General features: G+C 62.8%; 19 protein-coding genes. 8 read left to right on the top strand and 11 right to left on the bottom strand.

Going from position 1 to position 17,637, the window contains the following annotated elements:
- Positions 1-83: 83 nt before the first annotated feature.
- Positions 84-719 carry a LysE family translocator gene (locus tag FHX14_RS29875; RefSeq protein WP_179613463.1) on the bottom strand — a complete coding sequence of 212 codons (636 nt, stop codon included), beginning with the start codon at positions 717-719 and terminating at the stop codon, positions 84-86.
- A gap of 130 nt (positions 720-849) precedes the next feature.
- Between FHX14_RS29875 and FHX14_RS29870 the strand changes: the two genes are divergently transcribed.
- A complete protein-coding gene (locus tag FHX14_RS29870) occupies positions 850-1,542 on the top strand; it encodes a YafY family protein (protein ID WP_184380615.1) in 693 nt (230 codons plus the stop codon).
- 316 nt (positions 1,543-1,858) lie between these two features.
- Here FHX14_RS29870 and FHX14_RS29865 read toward each other — a convergent pair whose 3' ends face one another.
- Both FHX14_RS29865 and FHX14_RS29860 read right to left on the bottom strand, forming a co-directional pair.
- Positions 1,859-2,704 carry a metallophosphoesterase gene (locus FHX14_RS29865; protein ID WP_184380613.1) on the bottom strand — a complete coding sequence of 282 codons (846 nt, stop codon included), beginning with the start codon at positions 2,702-2,704 and terminating at the stop codon, positions 1,859-1,861.
- Between the two features lie 134 nt (positions 2,705-2,838).
- Positions 2,839-3,441, bottom strand: a complete 603-nt coding sequence (locus FHX14_RS29860) for a superoxide dismutase (RefSeq protein ID WP_003569477.1) — start codon at positions 3,439-3,441, stop codon at positions 2,839-2,841.
- A 213-nt stretch (positions 3,442-3,654) separates the two neighbouring features.
- Here FHX14_RS29860 and FHX14_RS29855 point away from each other — a divergent pair, with 213 nt between their 5' ends.
- The 3 genes from FHX14_RS29855 to FHX14_RS29845 all read left to right on the top strand — a co-directional run bounded on the left by FHX14_RS29855 (position 3,655) and on the right by FHX14_RS29845 (position 5,532).
- A complete protein-coding gene (locus FHX14_RS29855; protein ID WP_179613466.1) occupies positions 3,655-3,981 on the top strand; it encodes a hypothetical protein in 327 nt (108 codons plus the stop codon).
- A gap of 108 nt (positions 3,982-4,089) precedes the next feature.
- Positions 4,090-4,743: a class I SAM-dependent methyltransferase gene (locus tag FHX14_RS29850; RefSeq protein ID WP_184380611.1), complete on the top strand. Its 654-nt coding sequence runs from the start codon at positions 4,090-4,092 to the stop codon at positions 4,741-4,743.
- Between the two features lie 57 nt (positions 4,744-4,800).
- Positions 4,801-5,532, top strand: a complete 732-nt coding sequence (locus tag FHX14_RS29845) for a sulfite exporter TauE/SafE family protein (RefSeq protein ID WP_012557008.1) — start codon at positions 4,801-4,803, stop codon at positions 5,530-5,532.
- A 10-nt stretch (positions 5,533-5,542) separates the two neighbouring features.
- Here the strand turns inward: FHX14_RS29845 and FHX14_RS29840 are convergent, their stop codons facing one another.
- On the bottom strand, positions 5,543-5,884 hold the full coding sequence (locus FHX14_RS29840) for a nuclear transport factor 2 family protein (RefSeq protein WP_184380609.1): 342 nt from the start codon (positions 5,882-5,884) through the stop codon (positions 5,543-5,545).
- 115 nt (positions 5,885-5,999) lie between these two features.
- Here FHX14_RS29840 and FHX14_RS29835 point away from each other — a divergent pair, with 115 nt between their 5' ends.
- Complete coding sequence (locus FHX14_RS29835) at positions 6,000-7,241, top strand: multidrug efflux MFS transporter (RefSeq protein ID WP_184380607.1); 1,242 nt, start codon at positions 6,000-6,002, stop codon at positions 7,239-7,241.
- Here FHX14_RS29835 and FHX14_RS29830 read toward each other — a convergent pair.
- Positions 7,238-7,849 carry a TetR/AcrR family transcriptional regulator gene (locus FHX14_RS29830; RefSeq protein WP_012557005.1) on the bottom strand — a complete coding sequence of 204 codons (612 nt, stop codon included), beginning with the start codon at positions 7,847-7,849 and terminating at the stop codon, positions 7,238-7,240. The two genes, FHX14_RS29835 and FHX14_RS29830, sit on opposite strands and share 4 nt — an antisense overlap.
- Before the next feature lie 114 nt (positions 7,850-7,963).
- On the opposite strand from FHX14_RS29830, the gene gstA reads away from it, so the two are divergent.
- On the top strand, positions 7,964-8,647 hold the full coding sequence (gstA, locus tag FHX14_RS29825; protein ID WP_184380605.1) for a glutathione transferase GstA: 684 nt from the start codon (positions 7,964-7,966) through the stop codon (positions 8,645-8,647).
- Between the two features lie 12 nt (positions 8,648-8,659).
- Here the strand turns inward: gstA and nadE are convergent, their stop codons facing one another.
- The 4 genes from nadE to FHX14_RS29805 all read right to left on the bottom strand — a co-directional run bounded on the left by nadE (position 8,660) and on the right by FHX14_RS29805 (position 13,848).
- Positions 8,660-9,493, bottom strand: a complete 834-nt coding sequence (nadE, locus tag FHX14_RS29820) for an ammonia-dependent NAD(+) synthetase (RefSeq protein ID WP_184380603.1) — start codon at positions 9,491-9,493, stop codon at positions 8,660-8,662.
- A 251-nt stretch (positions 9,494-9,744) separates the two neighbouring features.
- Complete coding sequence (locus FHX14_RS29815) at positions 9,745-10,950, bottom strand: adenylate/guanylate cyclase domain-containing protein (RefSeq protein ID WP_184380601.1); 1,206 nt, start codon at positions 10,948-10,950, stop codon at positions 9,745-9,747.
- 21 nt (positions 10,951-10,971) lie between these two features.
- A complete protein-coding gene (locus tag FHX14_RS29810) occupies positions 10,972-12,582 on the bottom strand; it encodes an MDR family MFS transporter (RefSeq protein ID WP_184380599.1) in 1,611 nt (536 codons plus the stop codon).
- Positions 12,583-12,657: 75 nt separating this feature from the next.
- Positions 12,658-13,848 carry an HlyD family secretion protein gene (locus tag FHX14_RS29805; protein ID WP_184380597.1) on the bottom strand — a complete coding sequence of 397 codons (1,191 nt, stop codon included), beginning with the start codon at positions 13,846-13,848 and terminating at the stop codon, positions 12,658-12,660.
- A 137-nt stretch (positions 13,849-13,985) separates the two neighbouring features.
- On the opposite strand from FHX14_RS29805, the gene FHX14_RS29800 reads away from it, so the two are divergent.
- The gene (locus tag FHX14_RS29800) at positions 13,986-14,888 is read left to right on the top strand and encodes a LysR family transcriptional regulator (RefSeq protein WP_184380596.1); all 903 of its coding nucleotides are present in this window, start codon (positions 13,986-13,988) and stop codon (positions 14,886-14,888) included.
- A 53-nt stretch (positions 14,889-14,941) separates the two neighbouring features.
- Here the strand turns inward: FHX14_RS29800 and FHX14_RS29795 are convergent, their stop codons facing one another.
- Positions 14,942-15,397 (bottom strand): hypothetical protein, encoded by a 456-nt coding sequence (locus FHX14_RS29795; RefSeq protein ID WP_184380594.1) that lies wholly within the window; start codon positions 15,395-15,397, stop codon positions 14,942-14,944.
- Between the two features lie 149 nt (positions 15,398-15,546).
- On the opposite strand from FHX14_RS29795, the gene FHX14_RS29790 reads away from it, so the two are divergent.
- Positions 15,547-16,284: a class I SAM-dependent methyltransferase gene (locus FHX14_RS29790; RefSeq protein ID WP_184380592.1), complete on the top strand. Its 738-nt coding sequence runs from the start codon at positions 15,547-15,549 to the stop codon at positions 16,282-16,284.
- Positions 16,285-16,554: 270 nt separating this feature from the next.
- Here the strand turns inward: FHX14_RS29790 and FHX14_RS29785 are convergent, their stop codons facing one another.
- Positions 16,555-17,442 carry a branched-chain amino acid aminotransferase gene (locus tag FHX14_RS29785; protein ID WP_184380589.1) on the bottom strand — a complete coding sequence of 296 codons (888 nt, stop codon included), beginning with the start codon at positions 17,440-17,442 and terminating at the stop codon, positions 16,555-16,557.
- Positions 17,443-17,637: the final 195 nt, after the last annotated feature.

Here is a 17,637-nt window from a genome sequence, read left to right as displayed (position 1 = left end):
CGGGAGCATGACAAAATCCATGCCCTCCGGGCAGTCACGTTTTGCCGGATCATCATAAAAACAATGTGATAGGTCTTGGCAATTCAGGCACTTTTCCAACCCTGCCAGAGGCTGAAGGCGGAGACTGTGACCAGGAGCAGCCCGGCGAAGCGGCCGACAAAGGCCGTAACGTCGGGATTGGCGATGAGCAGGTCCCGGCTGCGGCCGGCCGTCATCGCCAGCGTGCCGTAGATGGCGAACTGGGTGATAACCGTCATTGCGCCCATGATCAGGCCCTGCATCCAGACCGGGCCGTATTCCGGTTTCAGGAACTGCGGATAGACGGCGAACATGAAGATATAGGCCTTCGGATTGACGAGACAGGTGACGGCGCCCTGGCGGAAGGCGCGCCAGCCGGAGCGCGCCGTGCCCGGCCCGACCGCCTCGACGGTGATCGAACTGCGGATCAGCGAAATGCCGATCCAGATCATGTAGGCGACGCCGGCAACGAGCAGAACGTTGAAAAGCTGCGGCAGCATGGTGACCAGCAGACCGACGCCGGCCGCGCCATAGGCCGAATGCACGGCGCCGCCGGCCATGATGCCGCCTGTCGCCGCCAGCCCCCGCCTGACGCCGCCGGTCAGCGAATTGGCGAGCACGAAGAGCATATCCATGCCCGGCACGATGATGATGCCGAAGAGAAGGGTGAAGAAGAGCCAGAGGTTTTCATGGTAGTTCATGTCAGTTACCGCCTTGTCGGTGCATGGGCCGTTTTGAAAGACCCTGATTGATTTCAATCCGATAGGCGGCTCTATACGCAAACCCAACTGACAGTGTATTGTCAGGAGCCTAAGGGATGGGAGAGGCAAAATGCGCAAGGCCTCGCGGCTTTTCGAGATCATTCAGATCCTGAGGCTCGCCAGAAAGCCGATGACGGCGGCTGTGATGGCCGAAACGCTCGAGGTGACCGTGCGCTCGATCTATCGCGACATCGCCGCCCTTCAGGCGATGCGGGTGCCGATCGAGGGCGGGCGCGGCATCGGCTACATCATGCGGCCGGGCTTCGACCTGCCGCCGCTGATGTTCTCGATCGAGGAGATGGAGGCGATCGTGCTGTCGCTGGCGCTGCTCGAACGCACGGCCGACGAGGAGCTGAAACAGGCCGCCCGCCGGGTCAACCGGAAGATATCAGGCGCCGTGCCGGCGCCGCTCCGCCAGGCGATGGATACCAAGGCACTCTATGCCTGGGGCTCGATCGCGCAGCCGGCGGGCTTCGATCTCGCGATCGTGCGCCGGGCGATCCGCGACGAATGCAAACTCATGCTCGGCTACCGCGACGAAGTCGGCCGCGCCAGCGAGCGGACGATCCAACCGATCGCTCTGATCTACTATTCGCAGACCGCCAACATCGTCGCCTGGTGCGAGCTGCGCCAAGCCATCCGCAATTTCCGCAGCGACCGGGTGGAGCACTGCGCGGCACGCGACGAGTTCTTCAAGGGTGATGGCGACAGGTTGCGGGAATTGTGGACGAGCGGCTGGACGGAGAAGGCTGTGCCGGTGTAGCGGACGGGCGTTTATGCGAACAGGTTGGCAGAGTTTAGGCACGAGCGGGAGATCAGCGCCATGCGGCCCCGGGGAAGCGCTTTCGTGCCTGGCACATCTTCGACGTCGCCAAAGGACCGCCGACATCTGCCCCCTCGGCTCAAGGCCGAGGATGACGGAGGGTGGGGTTGCGTTCCGCCCAACTCACCGTCGGCGAGTTGGGCGCTTCCTCGGGGAGGTACCCCGCAATCTCGGTCAATTTCTGTCATTGGGTCGGTAAAGGCCGAGCATGACATAAGCAGCAGTTGGCCAAGTTTTATCGACAGTCTCTCCCAGCCTAATAAACCAGCGTCCGGCTCTCCTCGCGGCCGAAGCCCCGGATTTCAATATAGTCGGGGTGGAGTTCGACGATGGCGAAGGCGTTTTCGGTTTCGGTGTCGACCACGCCCTTGAAATTGACGAAGTGGCAGGCGCCGACCTTGCCGTAATTGCCGGCGTGGTTATGGCCGTTCAAATAGGCGACGACATTGTCGTGCGCGGCGAGCAACGCGACAATGTGGTCGCAGTCCCACATATCGTGCTCGCCGGCGGGATAGACCGGATAGTGATTCATGACGATCACCTTCTCGCCGGCCGCCGCGGCGCTTGCGATTTCATCGGCGAGCCAGGCGAACTGCTCGTCGCTCAGCGCGCCGTTCCACGGATGGGCGTTTCTTTCGCCCCTCGCCTGCAGGTCCGCCAGCATCTTTGCCGCAAGGGCGCGATGCGGATGGCCTTCGGGCGGCGCGAAGGTGCTGATCTCGTTGCCGTCGAGCACGACGAAGCGCCAGCCATGGCGGCGGAAGCTGTAATAGCGCGACGGCATGCCGAGACGCGTGAAGATTTCGGAAAGATGGCCCGCGGAGACCGAGAAGTCGTGATTGCCGAGCAGGAAGAGCGCCTCGTGCCGCAGTCTCTCATAGACCGGCAGGATGTCGTCGAAGCTTTTGAAGCTGCGGTCGATGACATCGCCAAGCGTCATGACGAAGTTCAATTCCTCGCCATTGAAGACCTCGATCGCCTCGGCGAGTTTGGCGAGGCTGTTGGCGTAATAGCGGTCCATGGCCGCATGCGGAGCGATTGCCGCATATTGCGGGTCGGCGATGATGCCGAAGCGAAACAGGGGAAGAGCGGAAGAGGACATGGAGCGTGATTAGGAGCGGCCGGTGACAGGGATGTGACGGCTTCCCGTCGAAAAGAAACACCCGGCGTTTGGACGCCGGGTGCTGAATTGAAGAGCAGAGACATCGCCGCCCATGGCGGTGAGTCTGGTGCTGCTTACTTCGTGGCTTCTTCGTAGCGCTCCAGGACGTAATCCCAGTTGATCAGGCTATCGACGAAGGCCTCGAGGTATTTCGGGCGGGCGTTGCGATAGTCGATGTAATAGGAGTGTTCCCAGACGTCGACGCCGAGGATCGGGGTGGCGCCGTGGACGAGCGGGTTTTCGCCGTTCGGGGTCTTGGAGATTTCAAGCTTGCCGTTCTTGACGGAAACCCAGGCCCAGCCCGAACCGAACTGGGTGGCGCCGGCATTGGCGAAATCGGCCTTGAACTTGTCATAGCCGCCGAGATCGGAGGCGAAAGCCGCTTCGAGCTTGCCCGGCAGCTTGTTGCCGCCGCCGCCCTTCTTCATCCACTTCCAGAAATGGATGTGGTTGTAGTGCTGGGCAGCGTTGTTGAAGAGGCCGGCATTGGTGCCGAAGGACTTCTTCACGACGTCTTCGAGCGACAGATCCGAAAGACCGGCTTCGGCGGCAAGCTTGTTGCCGTTGTCGACATAGGCCTTATGGTGCTTGTCGTGGTGAAACTCCAGCGTTTCCTTCGACATGAAGGGAGCAAGCGCTTCGTAATCATAGGGAAGTTCAGGCAATTCGAAAGCCATGTCAGATCTCCTCTTGGCAATAGATTGCGTCATCGGCAGGTGTGGCGGAACATAGGAGGGGAAAGGGGGAGAGGCAACCAGCGAAATGTCAAAAAACGATCCGTCGAAGGAAAATTTGCCTCAGTTGCAGCGTTGGAATCAGTCGCGCAAATCGCCTGGGATGCCCGCCTCGAAAACCGCTTCCCAGGCGATTCCCTGCAACGGAGACCCGATATGAACAGGAATATAATCCCGCTTCTGACCATTGCCGCGCTTATTAGTCTCGCGGGCGCAGCTCATGCCTCTTCGGACGATGCCTGGAAACAGCTGGCAGCCGATGTCGAAGCCAAGTGCAAGAAGGCGGCGGTCACGCTCGAAAGACCTGCCGCCAGCGTCGATCCCTTCGGCACCAGCCATTACGGGCTGGCTTTGGTGACCGGCAAGCCGAAGGGCGCCAAGGGGCTGGTCGCCCAGATCTGCGTCTACGACAAGCAGAAGAAAAGCGTGGAGATCGGCAGCGAACTGGACGCCAAACAGCTTGGCCTCACGCCGCCAAGATAGGCTGCGTCGGCCCGTGCTGTCTCCGACAATCTGTGCCTTCGGTCACATTTCGTGGGGAACCGGACGCTACCCTTAGGAGTTGAAGTCTGGGCTTTAGGGAGGTGCGGGATGTCAGAGCTTCGCAGCAGGCCGGAAGATCAGCAGAAAATCTATCAGCGCTGGGCGCCGGTCTATGACCGCGTCTATCGCGGCCTTCTCAGCGACGGCCACCGCAAACTGGCAGCACTCGCCGCCGCGGCCGGCACCGATATTCTGGAAGTCGGCGTCGGCACCGGCCTGACGCTCAGGCACTATCCCAGCCGCTGCCGGGTGACCGGCATCGACATTTCCGAACACATGATCGCCCGGGCGCGCGAAAAGGTGCGCCGCGAGAAGCTGCAGCATATCAGCGCGCTCGAGGTGATGGATGCGCATGCGCTGCGCTTTGCCGACCGGTCTTTCAATGCAGTTTGCCTGCCCTTCGTCATCACGCTGATTCCCGAGCCCGAGCGGGCGCTCGACGAATGCGCCCGGGTGCTGCGGCCGGGCGGCGAGATCATTCTGGCCAGTAAGCTCGGCGACGGCGCCGGCCTGCAAGGCGCGATCGAGGCGGCGGTGGCGCCGCTGGTGCGTCACATCGGCTGGTCGTCGGCCTTCCGCATCCACCGCATTCTCGCCTGGGCCGAGCGGCGCGGGGATTTTTCCGCTGCCGAGATCCTGCCGGTCTTTCCGAACGGCTTCTTCAAGATCGTCCGGCTGAAACAGCGCGGACTTTCCGCCTGAATTAAAATTTTTCCCGCATCGCGGATTCTGATGCTACCGTTCGTCTGAGGGGACCGCATGACATCGGATATCTTCTTCTTCATCGTGGTGGGCTTCTGTGCGCAGATCGTCGATGGCGCACTCGGCATGGCCTTCGGCGTGCTGTCGACGACCAGTCTTCTGGCCTTCGGGGTGCCGGCCGCCAATGCCAGCGCCATGACGCATGTGGCTGAGATGTTCACCACGGCCGCCTCCGGCATTTCGCATGCCTATCACCGCAATGTCGACTGGCGTCTGGTGGCGCGGCTGGCGCCAGCCGGCATGATCGGCGGCGCGATCGGCGCCTATCTGCTGGCCAATATCGACGGCAAGGTGATCGCGCCCTTCGTGTCGGCCTATCTGATCGCCATCGGCCTGTTGATTTTCTACAAAGCCTTTCGGCCGCCGGCCAAGCGCGAGGTGCGCGACTGGGCGGTGCCGCCCGTCGGCTTTTGCGGCGGCGTTCTCGATGCGATCGGCGGCGGCGGATGGGGTCCGGTCGTCACCAGCACGCTGGTCGGGCGCGGCCACGACCTGAAGCGGGTGATCGGCTCGACCAATTTCACCGAATTTGCGGTGACGCTGACGATTTCGCTGACCTTCATCCTGACGCTCGGCTGGTCGGAGCTCAATTCGGCGATCGGCCTGATCATCGGCGGCGTCATCGCCGCTCCTTTCGGCGCCATCCTCGTCAAGCGGCTGCCGGTGCGGGCGCTGATGGTGGCAGTGTCGATGGTCATCATCGTGACCTCGGCAATACGGCTCCTCTAAAGCGCCCGGACTACAGATTCCGGCCGAAATAGACCTCTACGGAGGCAATCTTCTCACCGCGAAAGCGCAGGCTCTCCATGTTCGCGAAGCTTCCGCCCTCCAGTTTTTCGGCGCGGTACCGCACGGCTGCCTCGTCGCCATCGACCGCCAGGAATTCGATGTGGATGGCGCGGAAGAACGGTTGCTTCGGCCAGCAGCGCTCGAAATAGGCCGCCCGGTCGATATGGTCGTCACGCGGGCTGGAGAAGGTGAAATCCTCCGTCAGCATGGCGACGACTTTATCCTTGCGGTCTTCCAGATAGGCGGCGTAGAGATCGCGGACGGTTTGCTGCCTCGTGCGCATATCGTTCATGGCAATATCCTCCGATTAACCGATTGCATCACGCAATCAGTATATCTAGCACTTTTACCCGAGATGATCCAGTTTCGGCGCAATCGCGCCCTCACGATCGATGCCGAGGCACGGAATGACCGATACGCAATTGGACGCGGCGAGCGTGAGCGCAGGCTCGATCTACTGGAAGCGCAACCTGGCGATCTCGCTGATCGGCTCCTTCACCACCATCGTGGCGATGACGCTGCTGCTGCCCTTCCTGCCGCTTTATGTGGAGGAGCTCGGCGTCAGCGATCATGCGGCGATCGTGCAATGGTCTGGCATCGCCTATGGCGCCACCTTTCTGGCTGCGGCTCTGGTCGCGCCGCTCTGGGGGCGGCTCGGCGATATTTACGGGCGCAAGCTGATGCTGGTGCGCGCGAGCCTCGGCATGACGCTGGCGATCTCGTTGATGGGCATGGCCGGCAATGTCTGGCAGCTGGTGGCGCTGCGCCTCTTCGTCGGGCTTGCCGGCGGTTATTCCTCCGGCTCGATGGTGCTGGTGGCGACGCAGACGCCGAAAGACCGCTCGGCCTGGGCGCTCGGCCTTCTCTCCTCCGGTATCATGGCCGGCAATCTCGTCGGGCCGCTGATCGGCGGAGCGCTGCCGCCGCTGATCGGCATCCGCGGCACCTTTCTCGCCGCCGGGGCGATGATCTTCCTCGCCTTTCTCGCCACAGCCTTTTTGATCAAAGAGGAGAAGTCGCCGGCCCGCAAACAGGCGGCCAAGGCAAGCGGCGGCTGGAAATCCATCGCCGACAAACGGCCTGTCATCGCCATGCTGGCGACCGGCATGCTGTTGATGTTCGCAAATATGTCGATCGAGCCGATCATCACCGTTTATGTCGCGCAGATCGTGCCGGCCGCCGATGAGGTGACGATGATCTCGGGCATCGTCATGTCGGCGGCCGCCCTCGGCAGCATTCTTTCGGCCTCATGGCTCGGCAAGCTTGCCGACAGGATCGGCCACTGGCCGGTGATTTCAGGCGCGCTTGCCGTCGCCGGGCTGCTGCTGATCCCGCAAGCCTTCGTCACCAGCGCCTGGCAGCTGATCATCCTGCGCTTCCTGATGGGCGCGGCGCTCGGCGGGCTGCTGCCCTGCATCGCCGCCGTCATCCGTCACAGCGTGCCGGACAGTGCGGCCGGCAGCATTCTCGGGTTTTCCATCTCCTCGCAATATGTCGGCCAGGTGGCCGGCCCGATCCTCGGCGGCTTCGTCGGCGGGCATATCGGCATGCGGGCGGTTTTCCTCGGCACCTCGGTGCTGCTTGTCGCGGGTGCTGCCTATGCCTGGCTGGTGAGGCCAACAGATAAGCAGACATCCCACCTGGATTAGCGCCGTCCGCAGATCAGTTCGACGCCGGAGCGGGCGATCGCTTCCAGCGTCTCGCGGCTGTCACCGGCGCGGGCGCGCACGGCAAGCGAATGCATGACGGCGGAGGCGAGCCTTGCCATCATCTGCGGATCGGCGCTCTCGGGAAGCTCGCCGCTTTCGACGGCAAGGCGCATGCGCTTTTCGATCTCGCCGTCGAAATCGTTGAGGCTGCGGCCGAGCACCTCGCGGACGCGTTCATGCTGGATCGCCTCGGCCGTTGCCGTGCCGATCAGGAAACAGCCGCGGGCGGCGGTTTCACCATGCAAATAGATCGAAAGCGCGCTCTCATAGACGCGGGCGAGATTGTCGCGCAGCTGGAGTGACGGATCGAGCGCCTCAGCCAGCGCATCCATGCCATCCTGCCGATAGCCCTCCAGCGTATCGAGATAGAGATCCTCCTTGTCGCCGAAGGCACCGTAAAGGCTCGGGCGGTTGAGGTTGGTCGCAGCACTCAGATTGTCGAGCGAGGCAGCCGCAAAACCCCTGTCCCAGAAAACGTCGCGCGCCTTGCCGAGTGCCGCCTTGGCGTCGAAAGCCCGTGGGCGACCTCGTTTCTTCTCGTCCTTCATATTCTGTACCGTTTCGCATTAAATTCTTGACGAGGGTTATTTTATGCGAAACAGTACAAATGTTCAACGCCATTGACGGGCGGCATCGCCCGCCTCATCAGAAGGAAGCCTGTCATGAAACTCTATATGCACGCCGCCGCATGCTCGCTTTCGCCGCATATCGTCTGCCGGGAGCTGGGGCTCGACATCGAATTGGTCCAGGTCGACCGGCAGACCCACAGAACAAGCGACGGCAAGGATTATCTCGCCATCAACGGCAACGGTTACGTGCCGGCATTGATGCTTGACGATGGCAAGGTGCTGACCGAGGGGCCGGCGATCGTGCAGTTCCTCGCCGACAGTGTGCCGCAAGGATCGGCCATGCTGCCCGAGGTCGGCAACCTCAAGCGCAACGAGGTGCAATCCTATCTGAATTTCATCACTGCCGAGCTGCACAAGCCGATGGTGCTGCTGTTCAACCCGCTTTACTCAAGCGTGCACGAACAAATCCGGGCGCTGATATCGAAGCGGCTCGCCTGGCTGGACGGCCGTCTTGCCGGCCCCTATCTCACCGGCGAGGCCTTCACGGTGGCGGACGCCTATCTCTTCGTCTGCCTGAACTGGTCGCCCTGGACCGGCATCGATCTCCAGCAATGGCCGGGCTTGCACGGCTTTATGGCCCGCGTGGCGGCACGCCCGAAGGTGCGTGAAGCGCTGCAGGCCGAAGAGCTCGAGGCCTTCGACGCGGACGGCGTCTATTTCGCGCCACAGGCCTATCTCGCCTCGGCAGGCCGGACCGGCTCGCCGGTGCGGCCGTAACGTCGACTGCCCTCAGAGGGCGTTGACGGCCACCGGCAGCGCCCGCTTATGGGCGGTGGCGCGATAGGCGGCAAGGATGCGGCGGCGGGCGATCTCGCCGACCGGCTTGCCTTCGAGGAAATCGTCGATCTCGTCATAGCTGACGCCATAGGCCTCCTCGTCGGGGCGCAGCGGCCGCTGGTCCTCGAGATCGGCTGTGGGAACCTTGAAGACCAGCTCATCAGGGGCGCCGAGCCGCTTTGCCAACAGGCGGACGCGGCGCTTGTTGAGACCGGCGAGTGGCAGAATATCGGCGGCGCCATCGCCGAATTTGGTGAAGAAGCCCATCACCGCCTCGGCGGCATGGTCAGTGCCGATGACCAGGCTGCCGAGCGCGCCGGCAAGGGCGAACTGGGCAATCATGCGCTGGCGGGCCTTGATGTTGCCGAGGATGAAATCCTGCCGGCCGGCATCGGCAAAGGCAAGACCGCCGTTTTGCGCAGCCGCCAGCATCGCATCCGCCGCCGCCTTGATGTTGACCACCATCGCGCGGTCGGCACCGATTGTCGCCAGCGCCCGCTCGGCATCGGCCTCGTCCGCCTGGACGCCATAGGGAAGACGCACGGCAATGAACTCCGCCGCATGGCCGCTGTCGCGCAGCTCGCGCACCGCCTTCTGGGCAATCAGCGCCGCCGTCAGCGAATCGACGCCGCCGCTGATGCCGAGCACATAGCCGCGCATGCCCGACGCCACGAGATAATCCTTGAGGAATTCGGTTCGCCGCTCGATCTCACGCTCGGGATCGATATCAGCGGCAACGCCCAGCTCACGGATGATCTCGCCTTGTTCATCGGACAGCACGGTCATGGGGTTCTTCCTCTGTTGTGGGATTCGCGGGCACTATGGCGGAAAGATATGGGAAGGGTAAGGTGCGTGGCACCCCCCTCTGCCCTGCCGGGCATCTCCCCCACAAGTGGGGAGATCGGATGGGCGCGATGGCTTCCCCAACCAACACCCGTGACATCAATCGTAGATTTTGGGCGAAGCATAACCTCCTGCCAATCTCCCCCCTTGTGGGGGAGATGCCCGGCAGGGCAGAGGGGGGTGCTACCGCGCACCTACCTAACGATCGTAAACAGCTCCACCGGCTCGGCAAACCCCTTCAGCCGATGCGCCCCGACGGAGACGGCATCCCCTGCCCCGGCCTCTTCGCGGAACGGCGCCGACATCAGCACGGGCTCGCCCAGTTCGCTGCAGGCGGTCTGGATGCGGCTGACGAGGTTGACGTCGCGGCCGATCAGGGTGAAGTCGAGGCGGCGGCCGGAGCCGATATTGCCGTAGCTGACTTCGCCGTAATGCAGCGCGATGCCGGCCTTCACGCCGATGCCTTCATATTGGAAATGGTCGATCTCATCGAGGATGGCGCGGGCCGATGCCAGCGCGGCGCCGCAGGAATGGGCGGCATCGTAACCCGGGAAGAAGGCAAGCACGGCGTCACCCATGAATTTCAACAGTTCGCCGCCCTCGCGGGTGATCGCCGGCACGATCCGGTCGAAATAGGCGTTGAGCAGGCCAAGCACGGTGCTGCCGGGCAGCCGGTTCGACAGCTCGGTAAAGCCGCGCAGATCGCAGAGCAGCAGCGCCGCCTGCATCGATTCGATCTCGCCGCGGCGGATGCGGCCGGCCAGAATCCGGCTCGCCGTCAGCGGGCCGATATAGGTGTCGAGCAGGCTGAGCTCGACCTGGCGAAGAATGCGCAGTTCGCTGGTGTTGCGCAGCGCCGGCAGGATGCGTTCGATCAGCTGCTGCTCGGAGGCGCTGAAGCCGCCTGGCCGCCTGGTGCCGAAGACGGCGGCGCTGACCGGGCCGTCGCCATTGCAGAGCGGCGCGATGACGAGCTGCATCAGGCCGCGATCGGCAAAGACATCGATATGCTGCCAGCGGCCATGCACACTTTCGCCGGCGCCGACGACCAGCGGTTCGCGGGTGTCCATGACCTTGCGCAGCGGTGTATTGGCAATCGCAACCCGGGCACCGTGTTCGCGGTCGTGGATCTCGACCGGCTCGCCCGGCGCCCAGGCGATGGTGCGGCCGACGAACTCGGGATGCAGCGTCATCAGATGCAGGGTCAACCGATCGACGGGCAGGCCGAGCGCCTGGAGCCGGCGGCCGAGGCCGGAGACGAGGCCCGCCTCATCGAGCGCATGGCATTCGTCGCCGGAGAGCCATTCGATGATCGAGAGCAGCGCGCCGGCGCTGACAGCATTGCCGGCCGCCTTCGGCTGAAACCGGCTGGTATCGGGGGCATGGATCGCTGATGTCATGGCGTTCTCCTTCTTCAAACTCTAGTGAGCACCGCCGCCGGAGAGCTGACCGGGTTTGCTGAGCAGCAGGCTTGCCAGCAGGGCCACGACCAGGGCGACGCCGAGCAGGAAGAAGGTGTCGCTGAAGGCCATGATATTGGCCTGCTTGCGTATTTTGAGCGCAATGGCGACGACGGCCTTGTGGCCGGCGAGCGCCTGATCGCTGACGCCGTGGCTCATGAAATAGGCGGTGAGTCTCGCGACCCGATCGCGCGTGGCTTCCTCGAAGACCGAGACCGAGTTGGTCAGGATGTTCGAGTGGAACTGCTCGCGCTTCGACAGGAAGGTCTGCAGCGAGGCGATGCCGACCGCGCCGCCGAGATTGCGCATCATGTTGAACAGCGACGACGCCGAACCGGCATTCTCCGGCTCGATGCCGGATGTGGCGATGGCCGAAAGGGGCGTGAAGACGAGCGCTTGGCCGACGGCGCGCACGATGTTCGGCCAGAACAGCTGGTCGCTCGCATAATCGCCGGTCATATGCACGTTCATGAAATTCGACGCGGCAAAAAGGGCAAAGCCGACGACGATCAGCAGGCGGATGTCGAAACGCTTCATCAGCCGCGGCACCAGCGGGATCAGCAGCAGCTGCGGGATGCCGGTCCATGCGAGCACCATGCCGATCTGCTCGGAATTATAACCCTGGATCCGGGTGAGATAGATTGGCAGCACGAAGACCGAACCATAAAGCGCGATGCCGAGCAGGAAGTTGGCGACGATGCCGAAGCCGAAATTGCGGCGCACCAGCAGACGCAGGTTCAAGAGCGGATGGGCCGTCTTCAGCTCGATGACGATGAACAGGGTCAGCGAGACGGCGGCGATAACAGTCAGGCGCAGGATGAAATCGGAGCCGAACCAGTCTTCCTTATTGCCCTCTTCCAGCACCGTCTGCAGGGCTGCGAGACCGATCGCCATGGTGACGATGCCAGGCCAGTCGCCCTTGGCGAGCAGCTTCAGGTTCATCGGCGCCCGGTCGAGCGAGGCAAAGAGCAGGCCGATCATCAGCGCGCCGGGCACCAGATTGACGTAGAAGATATATTCCCAGCCCCAGTTCTCGGTGAGGTAACCGCCGATGGTCGGGCCGATGGCCGGTGCGAAGGTGGCCGAAAGGGCAAAGAGCGCCAGCCCGATCGGCTGCCTCGCCTTGGGCAGCAGGGTGATGATGATGGTGAAGGCCATCGGGATCAGCACGCCGCCGGAAAAGCCCTGAATGGCGCGCAGGACGATCATCTGCTGCAGATTGGCCGCAAAGGCGCAGGCGACGGAGAAGATCAGAAAGAGGATGGCGTTGACGAGCAGGTAATTGCGCAGCGAGAAGACCCGCGTCAGCCAGCCGCTCAAGGGAATGACGACGATCTCGGCGATCAGATAGGAGGTCGAGATCCAGCCGCCGTCATCGCTGCCGGCGCCGATGGCGCCCTGGATATCGGCAAGCGAGGCATTGACGATCTGGATGTTCAAGACCGCCATGAAGGCGCCGAGGGTGGAGCCGACGACGGCCATCCACATGCGGACCGGGCTGATGGCGGCGGGCGCCGCCGCGGCGGGGCGTGTGAGCGAATTGCTGTTTGCGGCGGTCTGAAGAGTGGCCATGGCTGATCTCTTTCCGGTTCTCACGGAAAACCTTTCATGACGGGGTTCGGGCGAATTTGGGAAAAGGCGGAAGGGCTATCCGGCGTGCCGGGATAATTCTTCCTCGGCCACAGAGGTCTCTGCAGCCTTGGTATCGATCTCCGGCTCGACCGACATGCCCGAGCGCAACAGGCCGCTCAGCGCCTCGTCGTCGATGACGATCTTGACCGGGATGCGCTGGACGATCTTGGTGAAGTTGCCGGTGGCGTTGTCAGGTGGCAGCAGCGAGAATTCGAGGCCGCTCGCCGGTGAAACGCTGTCGACATGGCCTTTGATCGCCATGTCGGGAAAGCTGTCGACCTTGATCTCCACCGGCTGGCCGGGGCGGACATGGGTCAGCTGCGTTTCCTTGAAATTGGCAACGACATAGACGGCATGCAGCGGCACGACGGCCATCAGCTGCGTGCCCGAGGTAACGTACTGGCCGACGCGGATCGAGCGGGCGCCGACCGTGCCGTCGACGGCGGCGACGATATCAGTATAGGACAGGTTGAGTTCGGCCTGATGCGCGGCCGCTGCCGCCCGATCGCGCTCGGCAATCGCCTGCTGGCGCTGCGTTTCAAGGACCGGCACCTTGTTCTCAGCCGCGACGAGGGCTGCCCGGTCGCGCTCGACGGCGGCGACGGCCTGGTCGCGGGCCGACTGGCTCTGTTCGGCGCGCGATTGCGTGCCGGCGCCGCTGGTGATCAGCCGGGCCGAGCGGGCGGCATCGGAAACGGCAAAATCGAGCGAGGCCTGCGAGGCATCGATCGTCGCCTTGGCTTGGCCGATCACCGACTGCTGCAGGGCGATCTGGGCGTCGATATTGGCGATGGCGGCATCGGCTGCCTTCACGGCGGCCCTCGCCTGCGACAATGCGGCCTGGAAGTCGCGGTCGTCGATGCGGGCAAGAACCTGGCCTGATTTGACCGGGTCGTTGTCATTGACCAGCACCTGTCTGATATAGCCGGCGACCTTCGGGGCGACGGTGGTGTAATCGGCCTTCACATAGGCATCGTCGGTGGATTCGATGAAGCGGCCGACCGTCCAGTAGCGGTAGCCGAAATCGCCTGATAAACCGACGCCGGCAAGCAATGCTGCGGCGATGACCGCGCGCTTGACGATCCTGCGGCCGGTTCTCTTCGGCGCGGCCGCGGCTGGGGCTTCGACGACAGCCGCTTCGGCCGCAGGCGCGCCATCGGCCTGCCGGGCCGTGTCGAAAACATCCTTGCGGGGCAACTCAACCATTGTGTTTCTCCTTCAATGCCGGCCTCCGTTTCAGAGGCCCTGTTCGATTGAAGGGACAATGCACCCTGCCTTTCATTGTGATAATCTGCTTAAATCGGGAAGGATCATCAACTCTCAGCGGATAATCCGAGGACAATATGGATCGGCTGACAAGCCTCACAGTCTTTGGCCGCGTGGTGGAATGTGGCGGTTTTTCCGCCGCGGCGCGCCGGCTCAACATGTCGGTCACCATGGTCGGCAATCACGTGCAGTCACTGGAGGATCGGCTCGGGGTCAGGCTGCTCAACCGCACGACGCGCAAGGTCAGCCTGACGGAAACCGGCAAATATTACTATGAACGCTCCTCGCAGATCCTTGCCGAACTTGACGAGGCGGACCGGACGGCCGGCGCACTCAGCACCACGCCGCGCGGCACGCTGAAGGTCTATACCAGCAGCGCCATCGTGCGTTTCCTGCTGCCCGTCGTCAGCGAATATATGGAACTCTATCCGTCGATCGCGCTCGATTTCAGCATCGGCGAGCGGATGGTCGACATGATCGAGGACGGCTATGATCTGGTGATCCGCACCGTGCCGCCGCCGGATTCCTCGCTCGTCGCCCGCAAGCTGACGCCCTGGCGCCATGTGCTCGTCTGCTCGCCGGCCTATTTCGAAAGCCATCCGATGCCGCAAAAGCCGGCCGAGGTCGCCGATCACAATTGCCTGCAATATGCCTATTACCCCTATGGCGAGGAATGGCGCTTCGAGGATGGCGAAGGCCGGCAGGAAAGCGTCAAGATCGGCGGCAACGCCGTCTCCAACAGCGCCGAAATGCTGCGTTTCCTGACGCTGAATGGCCAGGGCATCTTCCTGGCTCCGAGTTTCGTGGTCTTCGACGACATCGCCGAAGGGCGGCTGGTGAAGATCATGCCGGACTACCGGCCGGTCGAGTTCAGCATCAACGCCGTCTACCCCAACCGCAGCCATCTGGCGACCAAGGTGCGTCTGTTCATCGACCTCCTGGCGGAGAGATTTGCGGAGCATCGGAAATGGATGACGTGAGGATGAACGGGGAGGTGCCGGCGGAACCGCTGCACACTTCCGGGCGACATGCATTAGGTTTGCCGTTCCCGTAAGCACCTGCGGCAAGCGGTCTTCGCGCCGATGAAATAGCTGTATTCATCGCGCCGGATCATTTCCGCCAACGGTTCGATTGCCGGCAGCCCGATCCGCCTGGAAAGGTGGAGGATCAGATCGCTGCCGAGGCAAAGCCCGAGATGGGCACCCCAGGCCAAGGGGCGGCTGTTTACCAGGACGAGATCGAAACGCCGCATCGTCTCAGAGACAACAGTATATTCTGTGTCCTCCCAAAGCTCGCTCGAACGGAAGTCGGGAACGATGAAGCCGAAGTGGCGAAGCAGTTCGTAAACATACTGCTGGCAATTTGCGCCTCCCCCCAGCCCCTTTGTCCGAGCCCCGCCGGGAAAATGATCGGCATTGTAGACGACGCCGTGAAAATGGACGGGAATTCGGATCGGCGAAGCGGATAGGTCAATCGTTGAATTGGTCATTCGAAACGGCCCGTCTTACGGCATTCAACAGTTGCGCTTTGATGAGACCGCTCGATGATATCCTCCAGGGTACGCGTGACAAAACAGAAAGCTGTCATCTTTGTTTCACATCTCGGAGATAGGCGCTGTTCAATTCAGGAGGCTAAGACATGTCCGACGACCTGCCTCTTTATGATGATGATAATCTCTTCTCGGCCTACCAGGAAATGCGGTCGGCGCCGGGCCGGTTGAATGAGGTTGTCGAGAGGCCAGCGATCTGGTCTCTCATGCCGAACCCGGAAAATCTCGTGGTCGCCGATCTTGGCTGCGGCAGCGGAGACATGGTCCGCGATCTGTGCGCAAAGGGCGCAAAAGAAGTTCTTGGCATCGATGCCTCCGAGCGGATGATCGCCGAAGCGACCCACTCGTCGGTCCATCCCGCCGCCCGCTTTGTCGCCCGGCCTCTTGAGACGCTGGAACTGCCGGAAAAGACTTACGACCTGGTGGTGAGCAGCCTGGCTCTCCATTATGTCGAACCGTATGACAGGCTCGTCAGCGATACCAGTCGAGCATTGAAACCTGGAGCAAGATTTGTCTTCTCGGTTGAGCATCCAATCGTGACTTGCGCCCGCCGGGAATGGGAGACGAGTGCCGACGGCGAGAGAACCCATTGGCCGGTGGACCATTATGCGGATGAAGGGAGCCGAATGATCCGGTGGCTTGGGCTCGATGTGCCACGTCAACACCGAACCGTCAGTTCCTATCTGAATGCCCTGATCGACAACGGCTTCGCCATAGAGAGGGTGTTGGAACCGATGCCCGATGACGACGCGATCGCCAGATGGCCGCGCCTTGCCGATCAGCGCCGTCGACCTCCGTTCTTGCTCGTTTCAGCGCGGAAGATGTGAGGCGGCCGACAGTGCCTTCACCCGATTGCAGATTGCCCCTCGCCCTAGCCCAACTGGGGGACGTGCGCTACGAGACGTTGGTGAGGGACGGAAAGGTTGCGGCATACCCCCTTCGCCCCGTTTACGGGGAGAAGGTGGCGGCAGCCGGATGAGGGGCGGGCCTTGCTCTGCGCCTCCGAACCACCCACCCGGCCCTTCGCTTGCGCTTCGGGCGTTCGCAGCTGCAATCGATTCACAGGATCGATTGCTTCGGCTGCGCCGAACCGCTGCTCACTCCTCGCTCTCGCTTCTTCCGTGGGCCCAGTCCATGTAGAGATCCAGCGCCTTGCGGGTGAGCGGGCCTTCCTGGAGGTTGCGGTCGTCGAGGCGGATGACGCCGACGACTTTGGAGTAGTTGCCGGTGGTGAAGATTTCGTCGGCGGCAAGGAAATCCTCGACGGACAGCGTGGCTTCGACGACGTCGAAACCGGCCTTGCGCAACAGGTCCATGACGCGGGCGCGGGTGATGCCGGCGAGGAAGGTGCGGTTGGCGGCGGGCGTCATCACGATGCCGTCGCGCACCAGGAAGACGTTCGACGAGGCGGTCTCGACGACGTTGCCGTTCAGATCGCGCACCAGCGCATTGTCGAAGCCGCGGCTGCGGGCTTCGGCGATCATGCGGCCGCTGTTCGGATAGAGCGAGCCGGTCTTCGCCTCGGTCATCGCCGTCTCCGGCGACGGGCGTCGATAGGGCGAGACGGTGAGGCTGGTGCCGCCATGGCCGCCCATCGGCGCCTCGAACAGGCAGAGCGCGAAGCGGGTCGATTCCGCATCGACGGAGACGACGCTGCCGGGCGAACCATGTTCGCCCCAATACATCGGCTTGATGTAGATCGGCGTGGCGCCGTCGAATTTCCCGACGCCCTCCCAGGCGAGCGCGGCGATTTCCTCGGCCGATTTCACCGGCTTCAGCCCCATGGCAAGCGCGGAGCGGTTGATGCGCTGGCAATGCAGGTCGAGATCGGGGGCGATGCCGTCGAACCAGCGGGCGCCGTCGAAGACCGTGGAGCCGAGCCACATGGCATGCGAGGTCGGCCCGATCAGCGGCGGATTGCCCGGGAGCCACTCCCCGTCGACATGAGTCCAGGTGGTTGAACGCGGTGATGTATCGACGGCCATGTTGCCCTCCCCTCTCAAAGTCGGCATAGCAAAAACCCCTGCGGCTAACCGGGTCAAGGACAAATCCGGGCGGCAAATGCGGAAGCAAGAAAATGTTGAGGGATGGCGCCGGGCCGCAATATTCGTGCGCGGCGCCCGTGGCGCGAGCGATGGGTGTATCAGCAAAAATGATGGAATGGACCGTTGGTACGGAGG

The organism is Rhizobium sp. BK619 (assembly GCF_014195245.1).
In the GTDB taxonomy this organism is placed as follows: domain Bacteria; phylum Pseudomonadota; class Alphaproteobacteria; order Rhizobiales; family Rhizobiaceae; genus Rhizobium; species Rhizobium acidisoli.
The sequence above is the reverse complement of the archived record's forward strand: the minus strand, read 5'-3'. Positions and strand labels throughout refer to the sequence as shown.

Bases quoted from the DNA above. Each gene is read 5' to 3' on its own strand.
- FHX14_RS29875 (WP_179613463.1), bottom strand. From the start codon at position 719: ATGAACTACCATGAAAACCTCTGGCTCTTCTTCACCCTTCTCTTCGGC.
- FHX14_RS29870 (WP_184380615.1), top strand. From the start codon at position 850: ATGCGCAAGGCCTCGCGGCTTTTCGAGATCATTCAGATCCTGAGGCTC.
- FHX14_RS29865 (WP_184380613.1), bottom strand. From the start codon at position 2,704: ATGTCCTCTTCCGCTCTTCCCCTGTTTCGCTTCGGCATCATCGCCGAC.
- FHX14_RS29860 (WP_003569477.1), bottom strand. From the start codon at position 3,441: ATGGCTTTCGAATTGCCTGAACTTCCCTATGATTACGAAGCGCTTGCT.
- FHX14_RS29855 (WP_179613466.1), top strand. From the start codon at position 3,655: ATGAACAGGAATATAATCCCGCTTCTGACCATTGCCGCGCTTATTAGT.
- FHX14_RS29850 (WP_184380611.1), top strand. From the start codon at position 4,090: ATGTCAGAGCTTCGCAGCAGGCCGGAAGATCAGCAGAAAATCTATCAG.
- FHX14_RS29845 (WP_012557008.1), top strand. From the start codon at position 4,801: ATGACATCGGATATCTTCTTCTTCATCGTGGTGGGCTTCTGTGCGCAG.
- FHX14_RS29840 (WP_184380609.1), bottom strand. From the start codon at position 5,884: ATGAACGATATGCGCACGAGGCAGCAAACCGTCCGCGATCTCTACGCC.
- FHX14_RS29835 (WP_184380607.1), top strand. From the start codon at position 6,000: ATGACCGATACGCAATTGGACGCGGCGAGCGTGAGCGCAGGCTCGATC.
- FHX14_RS29830 (WP_012557005.1), bottom strand. From the start codon at position 7,849: ATGAAGGACGAGAAGAAACGAGGTCGCCCACGGGCTTTCGACGCCAAG.
- gstA (WP_184380605.1), top strand. From the start codon at position 7,964: ATGAAACTCTATATGCACGCCGCCGCATGCTCGCTTTCGCCGCATATC.
- nadE (WP_184380603.1), bottom strand. From the start codon at position 9,493: ATGACCGTGCTGTCCGATGAACAAGGCGAGATCATCCGTGAGCTGGGC.
- FHX14_RS29815 (WP_184380601.1), bottom strand. From the start codon at position 10,950: ATGACATCAGCGATCCATGCCCCCGATACCAGCCGGTTTCAGCCGAAG.
- FHX14_RS29810 (WP_184380599.1), bottom strand. From the start codon at position 12,582: ATGGCCACTCTTCAGACCGCCGCAAACAGCAATTCGCTCACACGCCCC.
- FHX14_RS29805 (WP_184380597.1), bottom strand. From the start codon at position 13,848: ATGGTTGAGTTGCCCCGCAAGGATGTTTTCGACACGGCCCGGCAGGCC.
- FHX14_RS29800 (WP_184380596.1), top strand. From the start codon at position 13,986: ATGGATCGGCTGACAAGCCTCACAGTCTTTGGCCGCGTGGTGGAATGT.
- FHX14_RS29795 (WP_184380594.1), bottom strand. From the start codon at position 15,397: ATGACCAATTCAACGATTGACCTATCCGCTTCGCCGATCCGAATTCCC.
- FHX14_RS29790 (WP_184380592.1), top strand. From the start codon at position 15,547: ATGTCCGACGACCTGCCTCTTTATGATGATGATAATCTCTTCTCGGCC.
- FHX14_RS29785 (WP_184380589.1), bottom strand. From the start codon at position 17,442: ATGGCCGTCGATACATCACCGCGTTCAACCACCTGGACTCATGTCGAC.